Below are 26,423 nucleotides of genomic sequence, written 5' to 3'. Positions count from 1 at the left end.
CTTTTGGCTTTATTATTATCTCCCTTTGCTGTTGCCTTAGCAATTCGGGTTTGTAGCCTATTAACATCATATTCAACTTGTTTCCAGTCAATGGTTTCCCATTGAAAGGTAAGTGATTTTGTGTTTTTTAGCCTCTCGGTTTTATCCGTCGTTGAGTTACTAAAATTCATAAGTTTATAATCCTTTCCTACTAAGAAATACCATAGGATAAGTCTGCACCCTTTCGGGTTAGGGCAAAGTTTGAACCCTTATCTGTTTTCATTACAAAATCAGCATTCGCTTTTTATCCTTTTCTTCTGCCCTCTATGTCATTTCGCTCCTTACGGTTAGATACCTCTTTGTAGAGGAACATATAGGAGGGTTTACCAAGTTCCACATAATACATAATTATGAATGCCTTAGGAGTCATCTTTAAACTGGGAGTTCTTTATCCATTCGCATTGGTTTAACAGTTCGCCTTTGCTCAACTCCTCACCATTTTGGTCAAAGCGTTTCAGCCTATTTCGCTTTCTTCAGCGTAACGATTCCTACAATGATTCACTTTACGTTCCCCATAGCATTCTTACTCTAGCAGTTGTCCCAATTTAGGCTATTCGAACTTCCACATTGTCTCGTGAGCTTTCTAACCCGAACGTTACTGTTCACGCTAGTCACGATAGAGTTACCCCGAATGGATAGGATAGTCTTATGACAATATATTACGCGACTTCTTGTCACACCTGAAATCCACGATCACTATGAAAAATAGGTTTCACATCAGAATACTTTTTATGTGCCAAATCAAAAGTTTCAAATATAAGATTGTTATTATTTGAATGTCCTATTATAAAAGAAACTATACTCTTGTCCCCTAAATCAAGAATTGCACTTAAGTACGCTTTGTTACTTATGCCATATTTCATTTCTGTTACATCTGTGAGCCACTTTTCACCAAAGTTTTTCGCTGTGAATTTACGATTTAACACATTTTCAGATATAACCTGTGGTGTTGATTTAGTATAATTTCTTTTCTTTCTTCTGCAAACTGACTTCAAATTCAAAATCTTCATAAGCCTATAAATACGCTTTTGATTAATATGAAAATCATTCTCTCGATTTAATTTTATTGTCATTTGTCTATAACCAAGAATTCCGCCTTTTTCCTCATATGCATCTTTAATTAGTGGAATTAGTGTTTTATTAAACTGCTCATTCTTACATTCTTTACGATTTAGCCATTTGTAGTAAGATGAGCGGGAAAACCTAGCAAATCTACATAATTCTGAAATAGCAGCTCTTTTCTCGTCATGTATTTGTTGAATGGCATAATAAATGGTTTCGTTTTGAACTTGGCTTAATATCGCCTCCTTTCTAGCTCGTCGAGTTTTTTTAAGAATGTCATCTCCATTTCCTGGCGTTTATTTTCTGCCTTTAAAAGTCGATTTTCAGCACGCAATCTTTCGAGTTCAGACATATCTGATTCTGTTTTTTTCCTACCCCTTCGATCAATAAGTGCTTCAACGCCTGCAGATGCATATTTTTTATCCATGAATAAACTTGTTGGTAAGATACATGGTATTTCTCAGCAGTTTCAGCATAATTATTTTCGTGTTCTATACAATACTGGATTATTTCAATACGTTCTTCGTATGTAGTTTTTCTTCCTTTGGTCATGATAATTGTTCCTCATGTTCCGTAAATTCCTAATTCTTCATGACTATTATACTTCATAATCCATTTCTGTAGTTTGTGTTTTGAACGAATTCCATACATTAAGCGAATATCATCTTGGAAACCAAGACCGGCTAGGTAATCTTTAACTGCATTTACCTTTAATTCGGATGAGTATTTTTTATTACCTGTCATTGTGAAAGCGTCTGTTCCCATACTTTTGTAATTTCGTATCCATTGTTGAAATGATTGAAAACTAATACCCAACTGTCTTGCTATACTTCGCTGACTGCCTTCTCCATTAAGAAAGCTTTTCACAGCAGCTATTTTCTTTTCTGGACTAATATTTGTTTTTGACATAAAAAATACTCCCTTCTAAGTAAACAAGTTTTTATTATTTCACTTGTCTACCTAGAAGGGAGCATATCAGAACAGAGACATCCCCAATCTTAAATTAAAGTTATCTCTGTTCTTATATTATTCATTTTTCGTCATTTTCCAGGTGGGGTCTGATTCCATAGCAAGGCACAGCTGAGCTCGCTCTTTTAAAATAAAAACCATGCTAAGTTTTTGCTTAACATGGTTTTCCATAATATATATTCTAAATTTCCTTTTCTATTTTGTTTACATCCTCAGGCGTCGTTCCAATGCCTGGACTAGGCCTTCCAATATATTCATAGACCAGTGGTTCCCTTAAAATAAAAAGAATTGTTCCATATGTGGTAAAAAATGCAACACCTAATATAATTAAACTTAGCAGTGCATTCACATTTAAATAATTATTTAAAACTAATGTAAATACAACTGCAATTGCTGTAGCAATAATTGTTTTTATTATAGTCTTATAATTTATATTATGTAGTATATATTTACGAGCATACCAACTCTGAATAATCATTTGTGTAATTTCAGCCATTAAAGTTGCAACGGCTGCGCCAATGCAACCATATCTAGGCATAAGTAATAAATTTAATATAAAATCAATTACTGCACCTATAACAACTGCCACCATAAAACAGTTATCCTTTCCTAATGGTATAAGTATTTGATTACCAGTAATATTAGAGAATCCAGATATCAATAATATTGGCATAATAATCTGCATACACTTTACAGCATTTAAGTATCCTAAACCACCTAAAATTAAAATAGTATCTTTTGCTTCAATAATAAAATAGAAAGTCAGCGGGATTGCTATTATAATAATTGTAGAAATAGATTTTTTTAATATACGATTAAATTCATCAAATTTTTCTTCATTAATATAATATGATAATCTTGGAAGCAAAACAGTACTTATAGCATTTACCGTAGTTAACAATAACCACTTAGCTTTTACAGCTACTGTATATAATCCAACTTCTGTATCACCATTAATAAATCCCAACATTACTGTATCTAAATTAGTATACATACTGACAGCTAAAATTGACGCAAATAAATAAACCATTGGTCTAAAATGCTTCTTAAATTCTAAATCATCACATAATTTAAAAGAAATAATCCTATGTGCATAATAAAAATTACAAATATATGATCCTATAGTAGAAAAAGCTGTAATTGCAGCATAGATAATATAATCCTGTCTTTCATGCACAAATGCAAATACCATAACTAAAGATATTAATTTAAATACAATTGATCGCTTTGTTATATATTCATATTCTTCCAATCCAGAATACAACCAATTAAGGCCAATTCCAGCTGTTGTAACTATAATACAATTTATAAAAAATAATATTGGTTCTTCCTGAAATTTATCTACAAAAAAAGCAGAAAAAATTAGTATTGCCAAAACACTTATAGTTGAAATTAAATTGATGCCAAGCAATTCTTGAACTAGTTTTGATAATTCTTTTTTATTGTCTCTAACTTTTGCCGTTGCTCTAATTCCATATGTTGAAATTCCTAATGATGCAAACATAGTCGCATAAGTTGCAATTGATGTAAAAAATGACACCTTTCCAGTTCCATCAGTAAGCAAAATTCTTGAAACATATGGAAATGTTATTAATGGAAAAATTATATTAGTAATATTATAAATTATATTTAATATCGCATTGTACTTAATTGATTTTACTTTCACTATTAAATCTTCCTTTTTCTTTAATATTATTTCATACCTTATCTCACCTGCTATTGTTTAATCAGTATGTAATTAATTATATAAACAAGTATACAATATACTTTAGATAAAGGAAATAAGAATTTCATATGCATTTTTTGTGGTATTCTATACGAGTAATCAACAAATAAGAATTTTATCTTTTTTAAATGTTCACTAGATAACTTATTTTTACTTTTAATTTTATTTTTTGAAATATCACCAAAATTCTCCCTTGATTTTGCTCTAACATTTTTTTCATAACTCCATAGCTTGGGAAAAATCACACAATCTTGCCACAAAATTAATGTTATCATTTGATGATATAATTCGTTTGCATTCCATTTACTTTTTTCAAAAATCTGAATTGCTTCTTGAAAACCGGAAACAAAATTTCTTTGAAATTCTTTAATAAATTCATAAAGTTCTAACTCTGAATTTTCATCCGAAATAATAGGTGTAATCCTATTATCTATATGTTTCTCATATCCTAATACTGGTCCATGGTTAGCAACAAATATTCTCTCATAAAGCATGTAATCTTTTGTTAAAATCCGATAGTTTTTTACTTCACACGGTACATTAGAAAACAATAATCCCTTCTTATTTTCTGTTATACAATTAATTTGATCATCAATTTTAAGCCCTAAATAATATCCATACACTGGTATAGAATAATCTAAAGCAGCTTGTATATTATCTTGTATAGTACCTTTCCATCCAACGTCCACCATTACTAGTCCTTCTTCAAAAAGATTAGCATCAATACTTTTAATGTATTCTTTAAAATTTCTTTTCTGTTCTAATCTTATTCGCTCATAAAGCTCTCCAAATTTCTGATTTTTTATAATAGTTTGTAATACTGAATGTTCCGAAAGATCTTTTACTATATCGGTTCCCGAGCATCCTGTTTCTTGAATAACCATATCACATCCATCATGATCAAATCCAATAGTATATAAAAAGTCTTTTAAATTAAGTTGCTTGAATTGACGAAAAATCCTAATAAACTTCTCATTTTCTAATTTATCAAGGGATGGCATTAATGTTGATCGTCTTGAAACATAAAAATAATGTGTGTTAATCTTGATACCTACACAAGTACTATTCTGATATATATCAAAAAGTTCTTTCATTAGTTGCCCTTCTCTTGAGCAAAAAAGAACATTTTTTACATGCTTCTTTACTAATTCCTCATATAGTGAACTAATAAAATATAGTATAGTACTTAAATAACCATTAAACGGACTTTCTTTTAAATTAGAAAACATGATTTTTTTAAGTTGTTTTTTTAAACTAACCTTATCATAAATTTTATTTTTATTGGAATATGGAACATATAAAGTACTAATCCCCAGTTGCTTCGGTACTTGTACATCTGAATGTTTATTATCACCTATCATTAAAAGTTCCTTAGAAGTAATATTCAACTGATCTAAAACATATTTATATAATTTACCTGTCGATTTTCTTACTCCACAATCTGAAGACACAAAAATTTTATCAAAAATACAACTTAACTCTGTCTCCAATAAAATTGATTCAATCAACATTTGACCACAATAAAAATCCGAAATAACTATTATTCTTTTTTTATCATTTATTGCTTTATGAATTAAAGGTAAGATATCTTTATTCACATAAGTTGCTTCGTGCTCAAGTAAGCATTCAATTTCAAACGATTTTGCATAAAATTGCTCAAATGTAATATTTGGTTTTACTAAACTTGAAATATTATCATATATTGATTGTATAAGAACTTCATATGATGTTTCTTCACAATTGATTTTTTTTCTATTGACTCCTTCTTGCTGTTTTCTTAAACTATATAACACAGAAGGTTCTACTGAATAATCTATAAACACACTTAATTTTTTAGCCCAATTATATAACACAATTTCAGGGTGACAATTTCTATGAACTAGTGTATCAAAAAAATCAAACGCGACAACACGTATATTCTCCCAATTACTAATATCGGTATTCATTTTACACCTCCATTTCATATTGTTATTTCATTATGTATATTATCTTTTTCAATAAACCAAGCTAATACAATCCAAAAAAAAATTTTTTCAGCAAAGGTAATTGTAAACGCTTCATAAAACTTATTTGAAAAAAAGGAAAATGCCATAGCAACAAATAAATGCCCATATATCAATTTTGTACAATCGATATTAAGTTTTAAATACTTAGTTCTCATTTTTATAACTTTAGTTTTTTCATATAATACTTGGATTATTATTGCCATAACTCCAGTACAAGTAACAACACCTATATAGCCAAAATCACTGATATATGATTTAAAAGCTGTAAATACATTTCCTAGATTATATCCATTAATATATTGCATATCAACATTAATAGCAGTTATAGGAATATTTAATTCCATTTTTGAAGTAATCCATTGTATTTGCATGAAAAAAGTATTAAATCCCCATATAGACGAAGTTTTTTTATATTCTTCTAAAAATGAATCTAAATTCTTTATCGGAGCACCTAAATAAACTGAAATATATTGAAATAACCCTAAAGAATCATCTCGTCCCATTAACCCGGCTATGAATTCAAATGAAAATAATATACAAATAATTATCGCAAAAATTTTAATTATTATTTTAAAATTCTTTACTTGTGAAACCCTTTTCTGTTTCATCATACATACATAAACTACTATTAAGGCTACTAACATTTGTATTGAATTTCCACGAGATCCTGTAAGAAAATTTGAACTGAAACTAATTATAAAATTTAAGATCACCAAAATATTCTTCTTTTTATAGTAACAATAATTATTCAAAATAATGTAACCCCAAATATATCCACTAGTAGAAACCAAAATATATGAATAAGTTATGACTAATGGAAAACTCATATCCAATGTAGTAAATTTACTTAAATATTGATACATACTTATCGCTGATGAAAGTGAACCATCTGTACCATATTTTGCAGTTGTTGAAAGTACATATTTTATTACAAAAACTAAGCAAATTAGTTGGAATAAAATAGATAAAAGTAACTTCCATTTCTTACATCTAATATAATTAGGTATTCTTTTCTCCGTTAATGATTGTAACACTAGTCTTTTAGATCTCAATAAAGTATAAAATGTATGTACAACAAATGTACAAATAGAAAACACTATTACACCACCAACAACAACTAAAACCGTATTAACAGATAAAGATGTTTTCCAAATATTAAGATTTAACACCATATCACAAACACTAATTAAAAATGCAAATGAAAATACAAACGCTGGCGCTATATAATCTCCATTATATAGCATATAGTTTAACCACACTAAAACAAACAGAGAAATTACAATTAATATTTCCATAATATCCCTCAAACTCTCTATAAATAATTTACAAGTACTTTTTATATATTTCTGTAATCAAAACCAAACTTCTACTGATAGTCTTTACTGGTTTTCCCCAAGAAATTCTATATTTTAAAATTAATCCAATTGAATATAATCCTCCTATTAATATTCCTTTTTGGATTTTCTCTACTATATTTTCCTCCTCTATTGAAAGACCATTTTTTCTCATTATATCAATTGCACATAAACTTTGTTTATATGTCAACGCATGATCTTTCGCCAATTCTGAAAATTTAAAAATTCTTTTAAAAATTCTTTTAATTGTAAATTCATATTCATGCTTTGCAGTTACATTATTTGCATATCTTCTATACAGCATTACCGTTTTATCATAATACATCACTTTTCCCTTAATTGCTGCATATTTGGCATAAAAGTTATCATGTGACAAAAAATTTACATAACATTGAGATGTATCAATTGCAGGAACAATATTAAATAACGCATAGTTGAATAGTGTATTACATCCAAAGACACTATGTGAAAAAAAAGTGCTAATTCTATTCTTATACCTAATGCCTAAAACCTTATTAATACTATCTAAAACAATTGTGCTATTTTCATCTATAATCTTCATATCTCCATACAATAAAGAAGGCACACTACTATTAGTATGTAATTTGAAATATATCAACATATCTTCTATTTTATCTGGTAACCAAATATCATCATGGTCAGCAAACATATAATAGTCATATTTTTTTAAATTTTTGCATTCATTAATTAATGTATGAAAGTTATAATACGCCCCATGTTTATTAGATCTATTTGTAATAATGTTTATTCTTTTATCTTTTTGACTATACTCTTGAATTATTTTTATTGTATTATCACATGAATTATCATCTCTTATAATTAAATTCCAATTTTTATAATTTTGATTAATTATGCTGTTTAATTGTTCTCTTATAAACCTTTCGCTATTATAAACAGCCATTATTATTAGAACTGATTCGCTCATTTTATATCCCCTAAACTAGTAATTTGTTGCAATATTTTAACAGTATGCTCCAATCCTATAGAAGCATCAAAAATACCATTCCAACCTAATTTTTCCAGCTTGTTACTATTTAGACTAGAATTACTCATGGGATTATATCCCGCTTTTTCAATTATAGAAGGCTTTTCAAACACAACTTGAACATTTCCTGCTTTTGCAAGTATAAAAGCCATATCACGTATAGTTATTATTGATGAAGAATTTGAAATATTATAAGCCTCCCCAGGAATTCCTTTAAGAAGTACTGTAAGTATTGCTGTAGCACAATCAATACAATAACAATACGAACGTAACTGCATCCCATCACTCTTCATTACAATATTCTCTCCATTTAATACATTATATGCAAACATTGAAGAAACCCTATTATCTATTTTTTGAGCAGTTGGCCCATATACATGCCCTGGTCTAACAATTGTAACATCAACCCCATATTCATACATGAAACTAGAACATAATGTTTCTGTTGCACGTTTTCCACATGAATATGAAGATCTTGGTGTTAATAAATCTACAAATCCATACTCATCTTCCATATAAGCACTATTTTTGTCATTCTTACCATAAACTTCACTTGAAGAAATATATAAAATTTTTTTAACATGGTATTTATAAGCATATAGAAGCAATTGATACATACCCTGAAAATTACTCAGCATTGTTTCAACTGGTTGTTCCATATATAGCATAGGATTAGCATTACTTGCTCCATGAATTATATAATCTACACTAATATCAAACTTCACATTACAACAAGCATCATAATGAACAAATTCAAAATTTTCCATATCGAAATATGTGCCAAATCTTTCTCGCATTTTATCTTTGTTTCTTCCACATGCGTAAATTTTAATATTAAGATTTTTAATATTATTAAGTAATATAAGTTCATCTACGATTGCAGACCCTATAAGGCCTGTTGCTCCAGTTACTAGCACTGATGAATTCTTAAGATTCCTATAATCAATTATTGATTCAAGACTTTTAGTCAAATCATCTATATAAATTGAACTTTTATATAAATTCACAAATATCACCTTACTTTTTAATCCAATTATCATTTTTAGAATGTAACAATGCTTTAAAAATTTCTAAATCATCTAATGTGGTAATTTTTAGATTTTTTTCTGATCCTTTAGAAAAGAAAGATTTCTTTCCTAACTGTTGCATTAATTGACATGATGCTGCCATATTAACAATCCCTTTTTCTTTTGCCTTTTCATAAATCTTACAAATATCTTTCAATTGATATGTATGTGGAGTTTGCGTTCTTTTAAGCAAATCCCGATTTAGAGATTCTAATGACTCATTATTATCTTTTTCATCGACTACAAAAACTACTTCTGTACAAGGAATCACCGCAACTGCATTTCCATATCTTTTGAAGGTTTCAATACTATCTGTAATAATATCTTGTCCAACCATAGGACGATTACCATCATGAATTAATACAACATCATTTTCTGAATTATATTTTTGTATTTTTTGTAACCCATTATAAATAGATTCTTGTCCAGATTCTCCACCATTAACAACATATTTTAATTTTGATATTCCAAATTGCTTTGCATAAGCCCAAAGCATTTCTTCCCAACCTTTTAAAATTACAACACAAATTTCATCAATATCAGGATGTTTTTGAAAAGCCTCTAATGTATATATTAAAATTGGTTTATTATCAACATGAATAAACTGTTTAGGAATATCTTGATGTGTACGAGTTCCCGTACCTGATGCAGTAATTAACGCTATATTCATAATTATCTCCTTTAACTTTAATCTCTAAGATATTTTTAATTAACATTAGTATTTAAGTTCTAAAAACACATGTTTTTCACGCTTTTCCACAGATGGAATAAGCATATAATTTCCATATAGTTGTTTTAAATATTGATCATATCCTATAGGAATTTTAAATTCTATATTTTCAAATTTATGATTAACCATTTTACATAATTCATCACGAGAATATAATTCTCCATTAAAATGTTTTCTACCTGATGGAATACTAACTAGATTAGATGAATTATTTTTACATAATGTAAAAAACTTCAGTGATAATGATATCCAAACCCTTAACGGAATCAAATGAAATAGCCATCCAATAATTAATTTACTATTTTTATATCGTACCCTACGGCTTTCTAGTTTTTCTATCTGCTTAGGTAACCTTCTATTATTAAATGTTCTGCTTGCTGAAACAGCAAATGGAAAAATTAATGATCCTGCTTTCTGTATATAAAATAATACTGGACTAGTAAACACATTTTCTATTACATAAATATCTATAGAAATACCACATTCCTCAGCATTCCAATCATATTTTCTTCTTGCAACAGTGCCTTTTTTACGAATTTGTGTAACTAACAATCCCAATTCAGGTGAATTTTTAGGAGTTTGAAGTAAGTACTTATCTTTAAATTCTCTTTGAAATAATGAAACAAATCTATCATAGTCTTTTCTTGGCATATTTATATCAATATCATCATCCCAAGGGATAAAGCCCTTATGCCGTATTGCTCCTAATACACTACCACCACTAAGTGAGTATTTAATATTATTATAATCACAAAATTTCACAAAATCTAACGCAATTTTTAAAACCTCTAGTTGATACTTACGAAGTCCTTCATCATCCAACTCGACAATAGGAAATTTTTTTTCTTTATAATCATTGTAGTTCATAGCATTCACTTATCCTTTTTCTATTTCAAAAATACTTTTTCATACTCATCAACAATATATTCCCAACTATACAAATCAGAAATTCTTTTTTTAGCCTCAATTCCAATTTCTTGAATTGATTCAGTGTCCATATTATCTGCTTCATTAATCAACGCTGCCAAATTACCATTTTTCTTATTCCAATAGAGAGCTGCATCTTCTCCAACTTCTTTATTAAATCCAACATCTAAGAGCAAGTTTAAATCTGTACTTCCTAATGCCTCTAATAAACTAGGATTTGTTCCGCCAACTTCATGTCCATGAAAATACCCATATGTCTGTTCTCGAATTTTCTTTAATAGTTCCTGATCATAAACAGTTCCAACAAATTTAATCCTACTATCTTTGTCAAATTGAGTTTTTATTTTTAATTCTTGTAGAAACTTATCACTAACATTTGTAATTAACGCAAAATTCTTTTTTGTGTTAGATTTCATAAACTCTTTAATCATAGTCTCATAATTATTTTCTGGAACAAAACGACCTACAACTAAATAATATTCCTTTGGTTTTAATCCTTTTTCATTCAGCCATGACACAAATTTATTATCATCATCTTTTAATAAAGAAGGTTTAGTATCTGAACCATATGCAATAAATGTTGTATTTGGATTATACTTCGAATATTCTTCATGAATATATTTTTCAATGTTTCTACTATCACAGATTAACAAATCTGCATAGTTTACCATTAATCTTTCTGAAATTTTCCAATACCTTCTAACTGGTGCACTCCATTTTGCTCTCATCCATTCATGTCCATCCGGATTAACTAAAAGTTGTCCCCCTACAGACTTAATTTGTTTTTTATAGTGAACTATAAAAGGTCCAATACGACAAGCTAATATGTAAAAAACAGGATGTTTGATATGATTTTTTTTAACATAGTCTAATGACCATTTAATAGCATCAATATCATAAAAAATCGCTCGTGCAGCCCCCAACTTCTTCCATTGAATATTGAAACAATGTGCTCCATTACATTCAAATTCTTTAGGTATCTCTTTAATATCATCAACTGCACAAGCAATATGATAAATTATATTTTTGTTTACGTGATATTGTGTTAATTTATCAATAAAAGTTTCATATCCTCCATATTGAGCTGGAATACCCTTACACCCAATTATGAAAACGTGTTGCTCTTTTTCAATCATATATATCTCCCACTTCACATTTTCTATGTTCATCTAATACTTCTCTATGCATATCTTATATCTTCCTTACAATTCCAATAACAAGTCATCCATGTATTCACTAACCACAAAGATATATTCGATAAATAATATTTTGCTTGTTGCATGCCATTTCACAAGTAAAATGCAATTTTTTAACTGTGAATTCTATATCTTCATGACATTTAGATAATCAAACCGCGGCAATGCGACGACTCTGCTTGTCTAAAATTTTTGCGTTATCAGATATAACTTGAAAATTACATAATAAAATAGTACATTATAAATTCTATCATAAAGTGAACATCTCATCAATATTATAAGAATTTTGTAAAATATCACATATTATTACTCATATTATATTTTCCAACAAAAATTTTTAAAGCCTCTCTCCAGCCTCTCATTTTATCTCCGACACTACATCTCAACATCATATTATCCAAAGACGAGAAACTTGGCCTCTTAGCAGCTCTATTTATCTTATCAGAGGTTATAGAACTAACAGTGCATCCTATACCCGCATATTCAATAATAGCCTTAGCAAAATCATACCAAGAACACTCACCAATACCAGTACAATGATATACCCCATACTCATCAGTCAACGCTAATTTCAAAATATGATATGCTAAATCTTCTGCATTGGTTGGATTTCCTCTTTGGTCATCAACTACATCCAAATGTCCTTTTTCTTTAGCTACCTTAATAATAGTCTTTACAAAATTTTTTCCATTATATCCATAAAGCCATGCAGTTCTCACTATAAAATATCTTGAACAAAATTCTCTAACATAGCTTTCCCCCAACAGCTTTGTCTTTCCATATATACTTACTGGATTAGTTATATCATATTCCTTATATGGTACCGTACCATTGCCTTCAAATACATAATCTGTTGATATGTGTATAAGTTTTGCCCCTATCTGCTCACAACTAATTGCTAAATTTCTTGGTCCTACTGAATTTACTTTAAAAGCTAAATCTTGATTACTTTCGCATCCATCAACATTTGTATAAGCAGCAGAATTGATGACAACATTAGGCTTAACCTTAACCAACAAACTTTTTACTGATTGTAAGTTTGATATATCTAAATCCTCTATATCTACGCCTATAATTTCAGCTGTTTTGTAAACCTCAGATATATCACCTAATTCTGACGTTCCTTCTTTTAGTATATTAATAATTTGACTACCTAATTGACCTTTACAACCTGTAATTAATATTTTCATCTAACTTATCTCCTAGAAACTAAAATTGTATATTACTCTCCCTTAAGGTTGGTGCATTTTTATCTTTTTCAGATAATAATATTTCTTCTATCTTATCTAATGGCCACTGGATGTTTATATCTGGATCATTCCAAGTGATTCCACCCTCAAACTCTGGATGATATAAATTTGTACATTTATATACAAATTCAGCAACCTCAGAGGTTACAAGAAAGCCATGTGCAAATCCCTCCGGAATATAAAACTGTTTTTTATTTTCTTCACTTAAAAGTACACCATACCATTGTCCATAAGTTTTTGACTCTTTTCTTAAATCTACTGCTACATCAAACACCTCGCCTTTTATAGCCCTAACGAGCTTCCCTTGAGGATATCTAGTCTGAAAATGCAATCCTCTAAGTACACCTTTTTTTGATTTCGATTGATTATCTTGTACAAAAACCATATCTAATCCAACAGCTTTAAAATCCTCATAATTATATGTTTCCATAAAATAACCTCTATGATCTCCAAACACCTTAGGTTCTATTATATATAAACCTTCAATAGGGGCTTGTATAAAACTAAACTGTCCCATAAATCTAACCTCCTACTTTTCTCCATACATTTTTATATAATAATTTTGATATTCTCCATTGGTTACATTCTTCATCCATTCTTGATTAGTTAAATACCATTCAATTGTTTTCTTAATTCCAACTTCAAAGGTAGTTTCAGGGTACCATCCTAGTTCTTCTTTTATCTTAGATGGATCTATTCCATATCTTCTATCATGTCCTTTTCTATCTTCTACATATTTGATTAAGTTTTCTGTTACTTCTTTATCTATATTTTCATTGAGATACTTTATAACGGTCTTAACAATTTGTATATTAGTTCTTTCATTATGTCCCCCTACGTTATAAACTCCTCCTAACCTTCCATTATTTATAACCATATCTATTGCTTTACAGTGATCTTCCACATATAACCAATCCCTTATATTTAGTCCATCACCATATACAGGCAATTCCTTATAATTTAAACAATTATTTATTAATAGTGGTATTAATTTTTCTGGAAATTGATATGGTCCATAATTATTTGAACACCTTGTTATATTTACTGGCATCTTATATGTATCAGCATATGCCTTTACCATTAAATCTGCACTGGCCTTACTTGATGAATAAGGACTATGTGGATCTATTGGTGTTGTCTCCATGAAGAAACCATTTTCTCCAAGGGAACCATATACTTCATCTGTAGAAACTTGGATATATTTTCTCCCTTCTTCAAATCCATCATTTGTTTCCCAAGATTTTTTGGCTGCATTTAATAATGTAACTGTTCCTAGAACATTAGTTCTTACAAATATTTCTGGTTCTCTTATACTTCTATCAACATGTGATTCTGCCGCAAAATTCACTACATAATCTATATCATATTTTTCAAATAATCCTTCTACTAGTTGCTTATCGCATATATCTCCCTGAACAAATACGTAATTCTGATTATCTTCTACGGATTTAAGATTTTCCAAATTACCTGCATATGTAAGCTTGTCTAAATTTATTATTCTTATATCTGAATATTTATTCAACATATATATAACAAAATTTGATCCTATAAATCCCGCTCCACCTGTAACTAAATAATTCTTCATAATGCCCTCCAAAACTAAAATCTATTCTATTATCTGCATAGTAGCAGCAACTTCTCTTACAACATTAGTACGCTCCTCAGCTATGCTTAATAAATATTTTCCATAGTCTACTTTAGAAAGAGGTTTAGCTAGTTTTATTAGCTGCACTCTATCTATGTATCTTTTTTTATATGCTATTTCTTCTATGCAAGCTACATACAGTCCCTGCCTAGTTTGTACGGCTTCCACAAAATTAGCAGCATTTAATAATCCCCTATGAGTTCCCGTATCTAGCCAAGCCATTCCTCTTCCTAAAAGCTCCACTTTCAATTTGTTGTTCTTTAGATACTCATTATTAACTGAAGTTATTTCAAGTTCCCCTCTATCTGATGGCTTTATTGACTTAGCTATTTCTACTACACTACTATCATAAAAGTAAAGACCTGGCACTGCATAATTTGATTTTGGATTTTGTGGTTTTTCTTCTATAGAAATGACATTATTATTTTCATCAAACTCTACTACTCCAAAATCTTTTGGGTTACTTACATGATATCCAAATATAGTGGCTTCTTCTCTTTCAGCTGCCTTTCTTAATCTTTCAGTAAATCCATACCCAAAGAATATATTATCTCCTAAAACTAGTGCTACCTTATCTTTTCCTATGAACTCTTCACCAATTATAAAAGCCTCTGCTAAACCTTTTGGCTCAGCTTGAATAGCATATTGAAAATTCAATCCGAGCTGACTTCCATCTCCTAACAATTCCTTAAAAGAGTTTATATCCCTAGGTGTTGAGATTATAAGAATATCTCTTATTCCAGCAAGCATTAGTACCGATAATGGATAATAAATCATTGGTTTATCATATATAGGTAATATTTGCTTTGATACTGATTTTGTTACTGGATAAAGCCTAGTTCCAGATCCTCCAGCTAAAATAATTCCTTTCATTTATATTCCTCCCCTATACTGCATTTTCATCTCCGAATAATACTTTAACAGTTTTGAATATAAGCTTTATATCTCCCCAAGTATTCCTCTCTTCCACATACTTTATATCTAGCTCCATCCATTCCTCAAAACCTATCTTATTTCTGCCCATAACTTGCCAATAACAGGTAAGCCCAGGTTTTGCCAGAAGCTTTGTTTTTTGGTAATCCGTAAATTTAATTACTTCCCTTGGGAGATTAGGCCTTGGACCTACTAAAGACATTTCCCCTTTTAATACATTGATTAATTGAGGTAGTTCGTCAACGCTTGTCCTTCTTATGAAATGTCCTACCTTTGTAATTCTAGGATCTTTCTTCATTTTAAACATTGGTCCTGACATTTCATTTTTATCTTTAAGTTTATCCAAAAGTTCTTCTGCATTAGTTACCATGGATCTAAACTTGTACATCTTAAATATACTTCCATTTTGACCGACTCTCTCTTGTGCAAATAATACTGGTCCCTTTGAATCTACTTTAATGGCTACTGCTGCAATAAGCAATACTGGACTTAGTAATATTAAACCACAAAGTGATCCTACTACATCTATTATTCTTTTTATAATATAATAACTATTGCCTTTTTCATATTTGTCTTCATACACTACTTCAATATTTTCTGCATTACTTTGTAAACCACTATTACGTTCCTGCACACATATCCCTCCTACCCCTTAATAAATAATTAACAATCTATTTACATACTTTATTGTATATTATTTACCAATTACTATAAATATCGATATTAATGACTACGGTATAAAATACTCTATTTAATACAAAACATGACTATTTAATTCCATTTTTCTCTATTTTACTATCACATCCATTTTTTTATCATTTCTTCTTTTAATTTTAATTTCGTAAAAATTAAAATTAAACTTTATTTTATTTCATTTTTCTACACACTTAAATTAAAAAAATGATTTAAAATAGTGATTTTTGTATTATATGATTATGCTATTATAAACAATCTACATTTCTTATATATATTTTTTTCATTAAATGACATATTATTTAAACGAGTTAACTTTTATACCACTTTAAATTTTATTGCTTTAATATCTTAAAATGTTTTTTAAAATATTTTAAAAGTATTAATATTTTTTATACAATTATTCTACATTTTTCGTTTGTACCTAAAATTGTCCCATTTAATATTTTATTCGTAATTATTTTATCTAACTTAATAAAAATAAAAAAGAATCTTTAAGTTTTATTTTTAAAGATTCTTTTTTATTTCTAAGCTGATACGCTTTTTTCTGAACTACTAGTTTTTTTCTTCTTAACCTTTTGTCCATCATTGCCATAGTAATAATGATAGTAGTATCCATAATAACCTTTCTCTGATACCTCTACCTTATTTAATACTGCTCCTATTATTCTAGCTTGCACCTTATCTAAAAGTGCCTTAGCCTTTATGGCAGCTTCTCTCTCTACTTCTCCTGAAGATATTACAAGGATACATCCATCAACATATCTAGCTATAAGCTGGGCATCTGTTACTGCTACTATAGGAGGAGTATCAAGTATTATACAATCGTATTCCCCTCTTAAATCTTCTACAAAACCACTCATCTTATTAGAAGATAATAGTTCTGATGGATTAGGAGGTCTTGTACCAGCTGGAAGTACATCTAAATTTTTAATTTTAGTTTCATGCACAGCTGCTGAAAACCCTGTATTTCCTGCTAGCAAATCTGATAATCCTACTTCATTAGATAAATTAAATAACTTATGTAACCTTGGTTTTCTCTGGTCACAGTCTATAATTATAGTTTTGCCTCCTGTCTGAGCCATTACCACTGCTAAGTTTGAAGATGTAGTAGATTTACCTTCTCCTGGCCCAGAACTTGTCACCATTATAGTTTGAATCTTCTTATCAAAGGATGAAAACTGTATATTAGTTCTTAATGTTCTATACGCTTCTGCTATAGGAGACTTAGGGTCTCTTTCAGAAATTAAATCCATATTTCCCATCTTATTCACTCCATTTATTTTTTTGTAAAGAAGCTGAAAAAACTCCTCTTTTCTTTTATTTCTTCAAATTCATATTCAATATCTTTATTATTCAATAATAAAGTACAATTTTTATTAAAACAGTTATATACTTTTTCATTGAGCTTTTTTACTAACTCTAAGGATGAATATAATCCTGGACATCTATTTCCTGTAGAATGAGCATCGGAAGCTATAAAGTTACATATACCATTCTTTATTAATATTTCAGCTGTTTTTTCTACTTTTTTTCCAAAAATACCTTTAATACTTCCTGTATTAATTTGAAATAAACATCCTTCCTTACCAAATTCATTTATAAGAGAGGGCTTCTCCATAATATACCTATATCTTTCAGGATGAGCTAATATAGGCATAGCACCTTGTAACCTTAATTCATATATATTATCTAATGCATCCTTAGGAAAATCTCCCATAAGTAGTTCAATAAGTATATATTTACTATTATTCAAGCCACCTATTATTCCTTCTTTATAAAGTTTTGGTGTATGTTTGTCCAAAAAAATTTCTTGCCCTGGCAATATTTTTATGTTTATGCCTTTTTCTTCTGCTGTAGAGTTTACTTTTTCTATTACCTGCAATATTTCATTATATTCTTTTTCGTAGTATCCTCTATAATAATGAGGAGTAGCTATAATACTATTCACATCATCTTCTTTTGCAATACTTAACATATCCATACAAATATCTAAGGACTTTGCCCCATCATCCACTTCTGGTAGTATATGACTATGTATATCTAACAATTTCATCAACACCCTTATATCAGAGTACAGATTATAGAGTACAGAGTACGGATATTAGTTTTCTAAATTAAGTTTCGTAGTTTTTATAGTAGAAACCAACATTTTTGTTACTTCTTTGCAATTACCTAATAGTAATGAAGCCTTCTTATAAACTACACTATTCATTACTAGCCTCCAGAATTAAAATAATATTATCTTAATTCTAGCCATTTTATCCACTATTTATCTGTGCTCTGTCAACTGTTCTCTGTTCTCTGTTCTCTGTTAACTATTATTTTTCTTCCTGTGGTTTTGGTATAATTCCAACAACAGGTAGACCTAAATACTTTTCTACATCGTCTTCTGTTTTTATAGTGTTATCCATATATTCTAGGATAAATGCTAATCCTACAGATGCCATAAGTCCTATAAAAAATGCAATGGCTACATTTAAAGTTTTATTAGGTTTTACTGGCTTTTCTGGAACTTTAGCATCATCTATAACACTTATATTTCCACCAGTTGGATATACTATTTTGCACTCATCAAGAAATGATTTTGATATTGCCTTCATTACTTTTGCGGCTTCTTCTCCACTTTCATTTTCTACCTTTATTATAAGTATTTGTGTACCTTGTTGTGGAGTTACAGTTATCATTTTTTGAAGCTTTTGTCTTGTATATTTTCCATCTAATTTCGCTAAAGCAGAGTCTGCCACTCTATCAGATTTAGCTATTTCTGCATAGGTTTTTATAAGATTTTGATACATCATTACATCATTGTTATTAAGTTGTTCTTTTGCATTTTGAAGCTTACCTATTATTATACTGGTTTTTGCTTCGTAGGTCGGTTTTATTACAAAAAAACTTAGTAACGCTGATATTACGGTACATGATAAAGTTATTATTCCAATTAACTTTATTCTTTTCATAAGGATATGAAAAAAGTCCTTCAAATCCAAAGTCACTTCTTGCTCCATTTTTACCCCCGCCTTTTTCAATCAAAAAAATCCAATTAAAATATACTATTTAACATAAAGTTTATAAGTAGTGGATTTTCCATTAGCATCTTTTAAAGTAATTCTAGTTTCATCTAAAAGTGTAATATTGCTTATGGCAACTCCATCATTTTCTGGATCAAAGCCTTTACTTCTTATATACTTCATTAAGTCTATTTCATTTCTATTTGATCCAAAAACCTTGTCCATTTCTTCCTTTGTTATATCGTTTCCCATTGCTGAGGCTGTTGCTATATTATCTGAAGCTGTTACTATTACATTTACGATTTTTTTATCGTAATTTTTTCGAATTTCCATTCTTATATCGTTACCACTAATATTACCATTTATTATAGTGCCATCGCTTCCCTTTAAATATAGTTTAGTTACTTTAGGACCTTCTCCTTGAGCAACTCCACCACCACCACCGCCGCTAGGTGCTTGTGTATTATTACTTATTCCACTTGCTCCAGCTCCAGTTAAATTCAACTCACCAGAAACTGCCTTTACTTTAACATCTTTTGCTACATCTATAGTTACAGTTTTTCCTTTATCTCCAATACTAGTCAACTTATCTAAAGTTGTTCCTGTAGTCAATTCTACTTTCTTACCATTTTCTATTTGGACTTCTCCAAATTTACCATTCAATTTTATTAAACTTTGTTCTCCTGTAACCTTAGCTTTAGCTATCGTTGTATAACTATCAGTTGTCACTTCTATTTGTCCATCTAATACTAATTGAGATGTTAAAGAATTATTTTTCAAATTTAAAGATATATTTTTATTAGATTGTACAAATACATTACCATTTATCTTTGCATTATCAATTGAACATTTATCTCCTGTTATATATAAATCTCCATTAACAGTTATATTTTTTAAGGATATATTATTACCTTTTATTTTCGTAGTATTATTAATAGTTGTGTTTTCAACTACTGTAGAATCATCATTATAAATCTTAACATTAGGTTTAATCTTTGACACAGCACTAGATGGAAGTACAGCTTCTCCTCCTAGAGCATAAACCTTTGTGCCGTCACTTACTATATTATTTAAATAATTTTCTGTAACTTGTGGCAATGTGCTATAAGAAAGTACCATTGGTGCTTCTATTTTAGCTGCCAAAGCTGCTCCTGATAAAGCATCTGCAAATTCGTTTCCTTTTGGTCCCTTACCTAGTGCGGTAATTACATTACTATAGTTTATATCGCTATTAAAAGCCTTTAAAATTTCCACATTTGTTTCAAATCTATCCTGTCCAGCTATTCTATATGGATTTTTAATTTCCTTTTCAATATTGTTGCTTATTACACCATTGCCACCAACTATATAAGTTTTGTTAATATTCTTATCTTTTAAGTAATTTTTAGCGGATACAGACAAGTTATTTTTTTCTGTAAGAAGTATAGGCATTCCTTTTTTACCAGCTATAGGTGCTATGGCTAATGCATCTGCATAATACATAGATGAAGCCAATACTACTTCCCCTTTAAAATCTAATTTTTCTGCTATTTTAGCAGAAGTTTCATATCTATCTTTACCTGCAATTCTTTCAACTGAAGCATTGCTAAAAGTTTTTCTTATGTATTTTTCTAAATTAGAGGATACTGATGCTTCTCCTCCTATTAAAATTATGTTTTTAGCTCCAAGTCTTTTTATCTCATTTTCAACATTTGAGTTTAATTTGTCTTTTGTAGTAAGTAAAATAGGAGCATTATATTTTTTTGCAAGAGGCACAGAACATAATGCATCTGGAAAGTTTTCTCCCTGAGCTATTACTACATATTGAGAGCTTGTCCAGCCATTCTTTGAAATAGCTGCTGAAGTTTCATATCTACTATTTCCACTAATTCTCTCAAATGAATTTGCCTCTGCTTTTACCATCATTGGAGATAGAAACATAGATAAAGTAAGCATTACTGCAAACTTACTGTAAATTTTTCTTAAACTAAAATTAATTCTTTTTTCCATATGATACCCTCCTTTTATTTATTACTCCATGGACTCTTCTTTTCTGTTTTAATTTAAACTTTATTTTTAGATAAACTCCTCTGTTCTTTTATATTAATCAGTTCAATTTTAACATTTTTTTTATTATGACACAATAAATTTTCCATTATTTTTCCAAATTTTACAGACATTATTATATTATTTATCCCAACTAATCAGAAACTTATTTAATATATCGAATATTGATTTTAAATCTAAACCTGCAAAAATTACATCTACTTCATAAAAATAACTCAGGTGAGGGATTCACCCGAGTTATACCAAATATTACTTAATAGTTATTGTTGCCTTTTTACCCATTGCTTCAACAGTTATAGTTCCTTTTCCATCAGATTTTAGAGTATATTTGTTTCCATTTGAGAAATTAGCTACTGCTGTTATTTCTCTAGATCTTAAATCATCTAACTTACTAGTAGGTTTCATGTCTAGTTCTTCTTGAACTTCTGCTAGTTTAATAGTCTGTCCTACATTATAAGTTTTATTACCTATAACTATATTCTCTAATTTTGCTCCATCTTTTTCAAGTTCAGGTATAACTATATCTCCACCTGTCTTATTATCTAGCATATTATATATTTCCTTTAAATCCTTTTCTGCAAAATAATTTATTATATTTTCATTTTCTTTCTTTTCTATATAATCTGCTAATTTGCTGTCTTTATTCCAAGCTCTTAATTTGCTAACAACATAATCTATTGAATTTTGTCCTTTTATATTTATGTTTGCTGCTTTGTTAAACATCTTGTTCATAGCTGAAGATACTAAATTATAAGTGTTGTCATTATTCTTAACATCATTTGCTACTTTTGAATATACCTCTATAAGTGAAGCATTCTTTAATATTCTTTCAAATTTTAATTCCTTATCATATCCATCTACAGTTACAGTAATATCATATTTCCCTTCATAAGAGCCTGATCCGCCTGAGCTTGATCCTCCGCCACCAATTACGGATGTAGTAGCATCTTTAGCTCCATCTCCAGTTACATTGCCATCCTTGAAGTCTTGAACTTTAACATCTGCTCCTTTTGGAACATCTATCTTAGCTGAAGATTTAGCTTCCTCTGTTTTAGCTATAATTGTAGCTTTTGCTCCCTTTTCAACCTTAATATTAGCTGCAGTATATACTTCAACAGTACCTAAATTACCATCAAGAACTACAAGATCATTGCTAGCTGATCTTATTTCTACCTTAGCTATATTTGCACCTGCTGCTGCTTTAAGATTAACTTTACCTTCTACTACTACAGTCTTATCTATGTTTCCTCTTAACTCTACTGATTTTTCAAGAACTGTTTTAGCTAGTTTCATTTCTCCAAATGAACCACCATTACCTTCAAGTATTGCATTGGATAATATTACAGAACTTTTAATTGTAGTACCTGATTCTGCAACTATTCTTACATCTTGTCTGCTTACAACATTTAATAAGTTAGCTTTTACATTTTTGAAATGGATACTATCTTTAGCTCCAGATAATACTACTATTTTGCCAGCAGTTAATCCGTCTAAATTAGCTACTCCATCTTTTCCTGGATTTACATAAACTGTTCCTTCTACAGTTGAATTTGTAACAGAGATATTATCTCCTTCAATATAAAGATTTCCTTTTACAGTAGTATCTTTTAATTTAACATCTTTTGCAACAGCTACAGCATTTCCATTTACAACTTTTGTATATTCTGTTCCTTGTTTATCGAAATATTCAGCTGCTTTAATCTTTATGCTGTCTATTAATTCATTAGAAACATTTTTAACTCCACCTAATACTGTAATAGTACTTGTTGGCGAAAATTTCTCTTTAGCTATTTCTTTTGTAGCATCGCTTAAAGTTTTTCCAGTTATTACAACTGGTGCTGCATCTTTAGCAGCTATTGCAGAACCTGCAAGAGCATCTGCAAATTCACTCTTATTTCCAGAACCTAAAGCTACATATGCTTTATGAAAATCAAATTCTGTAGCAAAAGCATTTATTACTGCCTTATTAGTTTCATATCTATCTTGTCCATATATTCTTTCTGCACCTGGTACTAATCCCTTTACTGCGTCATTAACTGATGCAATACCACCTATAACATATGTAGTAGTTGCACCTGAAGATCTTAAATATTCTCTTGTAGAACCTGGTAATTCATTAGCTTTTGTTAAAAGTACTGGTATTTTTTTAATTGCTGCTACTGGTGCTGCTGATAAAGCATCTGCATAACCTTCCCCTGATGCTAATACAACTTTATCAACTTTTCCTAGTTTTTCAGCAACCTTAACTGATGTTTCATATCTATCTCTTCCTGCAAGTCTAGTTATGCTAGAAGTTACTAAAGTTTTTATTTTATTTTCTACTTTATTTGAAACTGAACCTTGTCCACCTATGATATAGATGTGTTTTACTCCTAATCTTTTAAGTTCTTTTAAAGTTTTTTCATTTAATTCATTTCTTTTTGTAAGTAAAATAGGAGCATTATTTACCTTTGCTAAAGGCGCTGCACATAGTGCATCTGCATAGCCTTCTCCAGATGCTATTACTGCATATTCTGATGTTGTCCATCCTGCCTGTGATATTTTTACTGCTGTTTCATATCTATCTGCTCCCCAAAGTCTTGGTGTTTCTGGTGGTGTTGCTGCTGATACCTTAACACCTGCAAGCGCACTAGTTAAAAGCACAGAAGTAACAGTGCAGATTGATATAGTTTTTTTGCTTTTCTTGTACATTAGTATCCCTCCATATATTAATTTAAAAGTAAGATTTTTAAGCTTTAATAAATTATATTAACAATTCTCTAGATAACAATTGATTTAATGTTAATAATTAGTAACTGATTACCATTATACTACAATATTAATTATTTTCCAATATTTTAACTTTTAATAGTCTTGTATATCTAGAACTATACAATTTATATTATCTTACTTTACTTTATTTTATCGTTAATATTTCATATAAATTTAATAATATTTTGCGAAAAATGTCGTTAATATAACTTATCATTTTAAATAAGTTCATTAATTATCGTATCTTGTAATATTATTTTTTCTTAGACCTTCAATACTTACATTTGCTTTTAGTGGCACACTTACTTTAGCTCCTACTTTTGCTTCTGATGATTCTGCTCTCACAGTAGCTGTACTTTCTCTAGTAATTTTTATATCAGTTTCTGTATAGACTTCTATAACATTAAATTTACCATCAAATAAAATCTCTTCATTCTTATCAGTTCTTACTTTAATTCTTGGTATATTCCCTGCATTAGGTGCCTTTATTTCTGCCTGCCCCTCGACTATAATTGGGTCCAAAAAAGTTCCTTTAAATTCAATATCTTTATATTTAGGACTTTTTGGAATTTTTATATTTCCAAAATTGCCACCTCTATTTTCGATAATTGCATTTGATGCAACTTCAGTATTTTTAATTTCTGTTGTTCCTTGTGAAACTATTCTTACTATAGAGTTACTTAATACATTTAAATTGTTTGCATAAACATTTTTTAATTGTACACTATCCTTGTCTGGTTCCCCTGATAATACAACTATATTCTTAGCATCAACTTTGTCTAGTACACATTCGCCATCTCTTCCATGATCAATATATATGGTTCCAGTTACATTTACATTGGATAATTTGGAGTCTTTTCCCTGAACATATAAGTTTCCTTCAATTTTCATATCCTGCAATGTAATGTTCTTATCTGTTATTACAGCATTTCCCTGAACATTTTTAGTGTAAACTTCATTCTTTGTACCAAAGTATTCTGATACATTTACTCTCATACTATCAATTAACTCATCAGAAACATTATTATTTCCACCTAAAACTGTTATATTACTTGTTGGGAAAAGCATTTCATCTACTATCTTTTTAGTGGCACCATTTAATTTTTTTCCTGTTAATATAACTGGTGCTGACTTTTTTCCTGCTAGTGCTGACCCTGATAATGCATCTGCAAACTCTTTTCCAGTTGACCCTGACGCTAAAGCAACATATGCATTGTTAAACTCAAAATCCAACGCAAATGCTCTAATTACTTCTGCATTAGTTTCAAATCTATCCTGTCCGTAAATTCTTTGAGCATTAGAAACAGAATTTTTAACCGTATCGCTTACTGATGCTTGACCACCTATTACATAAGCACTAGTTATCTTCGAATCATCTATATAATTTCTTGTAACAGTTGGTAATTCATTTGATTTTGTTAAAATTATAGGAATAGCTTTTATTGCAGCTACTGGTGCTGCTGATAATGCATCTGCATATCCTTCTCCTGATGTTAATATTATTTTATTAGTTTGAGGTAATTTCTCTGCAATTTTTACTGAAGTTTCGTACCTATCTTTACCACTAAGTCTCTCTGTTTCTGCTCCAGTTAAATATTTTATATTATTCTCTACTTCTTTGGAAATAGAAGCTTCTCCCCCTACTATATATACATTTTTTACTTTCAATCTCCTTAATTCGGTTAATGTATGTCTATTTAATTCATTCTTGTTTGTAAGTAATATAGGTGCATTTTTAATTTTAGCTAATGGTGCTGCGCATAGTGCATCTGCATACCCTTCCCCTGATGCCACTATTGCATATTCTGATGATTCCCAAGCAGATTTAGCTATCTTGGCTGATGTTTCATATCTGTCTGCTCCCCAAAGCCTCCCTGTATATGCTAATGTGCTTGCAGATACTTTACTAGCAGTTAGTGTGCTAGTTAAAATTGTAGCAGCCATTGCTAAAATAACTGTGGGACATTTTTTAATTTTACACATATAAGTAATCCTCCTTAAATTTATTTAT

At 29.6% G+C, this 26,423-nt stretch carries 23 protein-coding genes and 1 pseudogene; all 24 read right to left on the bottom strand.

The features are described 5' to 3' along the window. On the bottom strand, positions 1-170 hold a 170-nt coding region (locus T514_RS23960; protein WP_034868198.1), incomplete at its 3' end, for a reverse transcriptase N-terminal domain-containing protein. A 543-nt stretch (positions 171-713) separates the two neighbouring features. Next, entirely contained in the window at positions 714-1,340 is a 627-nt protein-coding gene (locus tag T514_RS26050) for an IS3 family transposase (RefSeq protein ID WP_242850561.1), read from the bottom strand. Then, positions 1,334-1,528, bottom strand: a complete 195-nt coding sequence (locus tag T514_RS27255; RefSeq protein WP_242850558.1) for a hypothetical protein — start codon at positions 1,526-1,528, stop codon at positions 1,334-1,336. The genes T514_RS26050 and T514_RS27255 overlap by 7 nt, the downstream gene beginning before the upstream one ends. 29 nt (positions 1,529-1,557) lie before the next feature. Further along, a pseudogene (locus tag T514_RS27665) lies at positions 1,558-1,653 on the bottom strand (helix-turn-helix domain-containing protein); the annotation flags it as partial. A gap of 12 nt (positions 1,654-1,665) precedes the next feature. Next, positions 1,666-2,010 (bottom strand): helix-turn-helix domain-containing protein, encoded by a 345-nt coding sequence (locus T514_RS27130; protein ID WP_207640918.1) that lies wholly within the window; start codon positions 2,008-2,010, stop codon positions 1,666-1,668. 241 nt (positions 2,011-2,251) lie between these two features. After that, positions 2,252-3,736: a flippase gene (locus tag T514_RS23945; protein ID WP_051541827.1), complete on the bottom strand. Its 1,485-nt coding sequence runs from the start codon at positions 3,734-3,736 to the stop codon at positions 2,252-2,254. A 50-nt stretch (positions 3,737-3,786) separates the two neighbouring features. After that, complete coding sequence (locus tag T514_RS0106015; protein WP_027623959.1) at positions 3,787-5,742, bottom strand: HAD-IA family hydrolase; 1,956 nt, start codon at positions 5,740-5,742, stop codon at positions 3,787-3,789. Positions 5,743-5,756: 14 nt separating this feature from the next. After that, entirely contained in the window at positions 5,757-7,097 is a 1,341-nt protein-coding gene (locus T514_RS0106010; protein WP_027623958.1) for an O-antigen polymerase, read from the bottom strand. 28 nt (positions 7,098-7,125) lie between these two features. Beyond that, on the bottom strand, positions 7,126-8,103 hold the full coding sequence (locus T514_RS0106005; protein WP_027623957.1) for a glycosyltransferase: 978 nt from the start codon (positions 8,101-8,103) through the stop codon (positions 7,126-7,128). Continuing rightward, entirely contained in the window at positions 8,100-9,170 is a 1,071-nt protein-coding gene (locus T514_RS0106000; protein WP_027623956.1) for an SDR family oxidoreductase, read from the bottom strand. Before T514_RS0106000 ends, T514_RS0106005 begins: the two co-directional genes overlap by 4 nt. 10 nt (positions 9,171-9,180) lie before the next feature. Beyond that, positions 9,181-9,900: an IspD/TarI family cytidylyltransferase gene (locus T514_RS0105995; protein WP_027623955.1), complete on the bottom strand. Its 720-nt coding sequence runs from the start codon at positions 9,898-9,900 to the stop codon at positions 9,181-9,183. Positions 9,901-9,945: 45 nt separating this feature from the next. Continuing rightward, positions 9,946-10,827, bottom strand: a complete 882-nt coding sequence (locus tag T514_RS23940; RefSeq protein WP_051541824.1) for a LicD family protein — start codon at positions 10,825-10,827, stop codon at positions 9,946-9,948. 20 nt (positions 10,828-10,847) lie between these two features. Next, entirely contained in the window at positions 10,848-12,023 is a 1,176-nt protein-coding gene (gene cps2T, locus T514_RS0105985; RefSeq protein WP_084284337.1) for a beta 1-4 rhamnosyltransferase Cps2T, read from the bottom strand. Between the two features lie 356 nt (positions 12,024-12,379). Then, positions 12,380-13,273 carry a dTDP-4-dehydrorhamnose reductase gene (gene rfbD, locus T514_RS0105980; protein ID WP_027623953.1) on the bottom strand — a complete coding sequence of 298 codons (894 nt, stop codon included), beginning with the start codon at positions 13,271-13,273 and terminating at the stop codon, positions 12,380-12,382. 19 nt (positions 13,274-13,292) lie between these two features. After that, on the bottom strand, positions 13,293-13,850 hold the full coding sequence (gene rfbC, locus T514_RS0105975) for a dTDP-4-dehydrorhamnose 3,5-epimerase (protein WP_027623952.1): 558 nt from the start codon (positions 13,848-13,850) through the stop codon (positions 13,293-13,295). Positions 13,851-13,862: 12 nt separating this feature from the next. Continuing rightward, a complete protein-coding gene (gene rfbB / locus T514_RS0105970) occupies positions 13,863-14,918 on the bottom strand; it encodes a dTDP-glucose 4,6-dehydratase (RefSeq protein ID WP_027623951.1) in 1,056 nt (351 codons plus the stop codon). Positions 14,919-14,939: 21 nt separating this feature from the next. Beyond that, positions 14,940-15,851, bottom strand: coding sequence for a glucose-1-phosphate thymidylyltransferase RfbA (gene rfbA / locus T514_RS0105965; RefSeq protein WP_027623950.1), 912 nt, complete (start codon positions 15,849-15,851; stop codon positions 14,940-14,942). 13 nt (positions 15,852-15,864) lie between these two features. Continuing rightward, the gene (locus tag T514_RS0105960) at positions 15,865-16,503 is read right to left on the bottom strand and encodes a sugar transferase (RefSeq protein ID WP_027623949.1); all 639 of its coding nucleotides are present in this window, start codon (positions 16,501-16,503) and stop codon (positions 15,865-15,867) included. A gap of 628 nt (positions 16,504-17,131) precedes the next feature. After that, positions 17,132-17,869, bottom strand: coding sequence for a CpsD/CapB family tyrosine-protein kinase (locus tag T514_RS0105955; protein ID WP_027623948.1), 738 nt, complete (start codon positions 17,867-17,869; stop codon positions 17,132-17,134). 14 nt (positions 17,870-17,883) lie between these two features. Then, complete coding sequence (locus T514_RS0105950) at positions 17,884-18,660, bottom strand: tyrosine-protein phosphatase (protein WP_341350166.1); 777 nt, start codon at positions 18,658-18,660, stop codon at positions 17,884-17,886. 265 nt (positions 18,661-18,925) lie between these two features. After that, positions 18,926-19,612 (bottom strand): YveK family protein, encoded by a 687-nt coding sequence (locus tag T514_RS0105940; RefSeq protein WP_027623946.1) that lies wholly within the window; start codon positions 19,610-19,612, stop codon positions 18,926-18,928. Positions 19,613-19,657: 45 nt separating this feature from the next. After that, entirely contained in the window at positions 19,658-21,604 is a 1,947-nt protein-coding gene (locus T514_RS25580) for a cell wall-binding repeat-containing protein (RefSeq protein WP_051541821.1), read from the bottom strand. A 306-nt stretch (positions 21,605-21,910) separates the two neighbouring features. Continuing rightward, positions 21,911-24,352, bottom strand: a complete 2,442-nt coding sequence (locus tag T514_RS25575) for a cell wall-binding repeat-containing protein (RefSeq protein ID WP_051541819.1) — start codon at positions 24,350-24,352, stop codon at positions 21,911-21,913. 291 nt (positions 24,353-24,643) lie between these two features. After that, positions 24,644-26,395, bottom strand: coding sequence for a cell wall-binding repeat-containing protein (locus tag T514_RS25570; protein WP_051541817.1), 1,752 nt, complete (start codon positions 26,393-26,395; stop codon positions 24,644-24,646). Positions 26,396-26,423: the final 28 nt, after the last annotated feature.

Source organism: Clostridium lundense DSM 17049, from assembly GCF_000619945.1.
Classification (GTDB): Bacteria; Bacillota; Clostridia; order Clostridiales; family Clostridiaceae; genus Clostridium_AO; species Clostridium_AO lundense.
The sequence above is the reverse complement of the archived record's forward strand: the minus strand, read 5'-3'. Positions and strand labels throughout refer to the sequence as shown.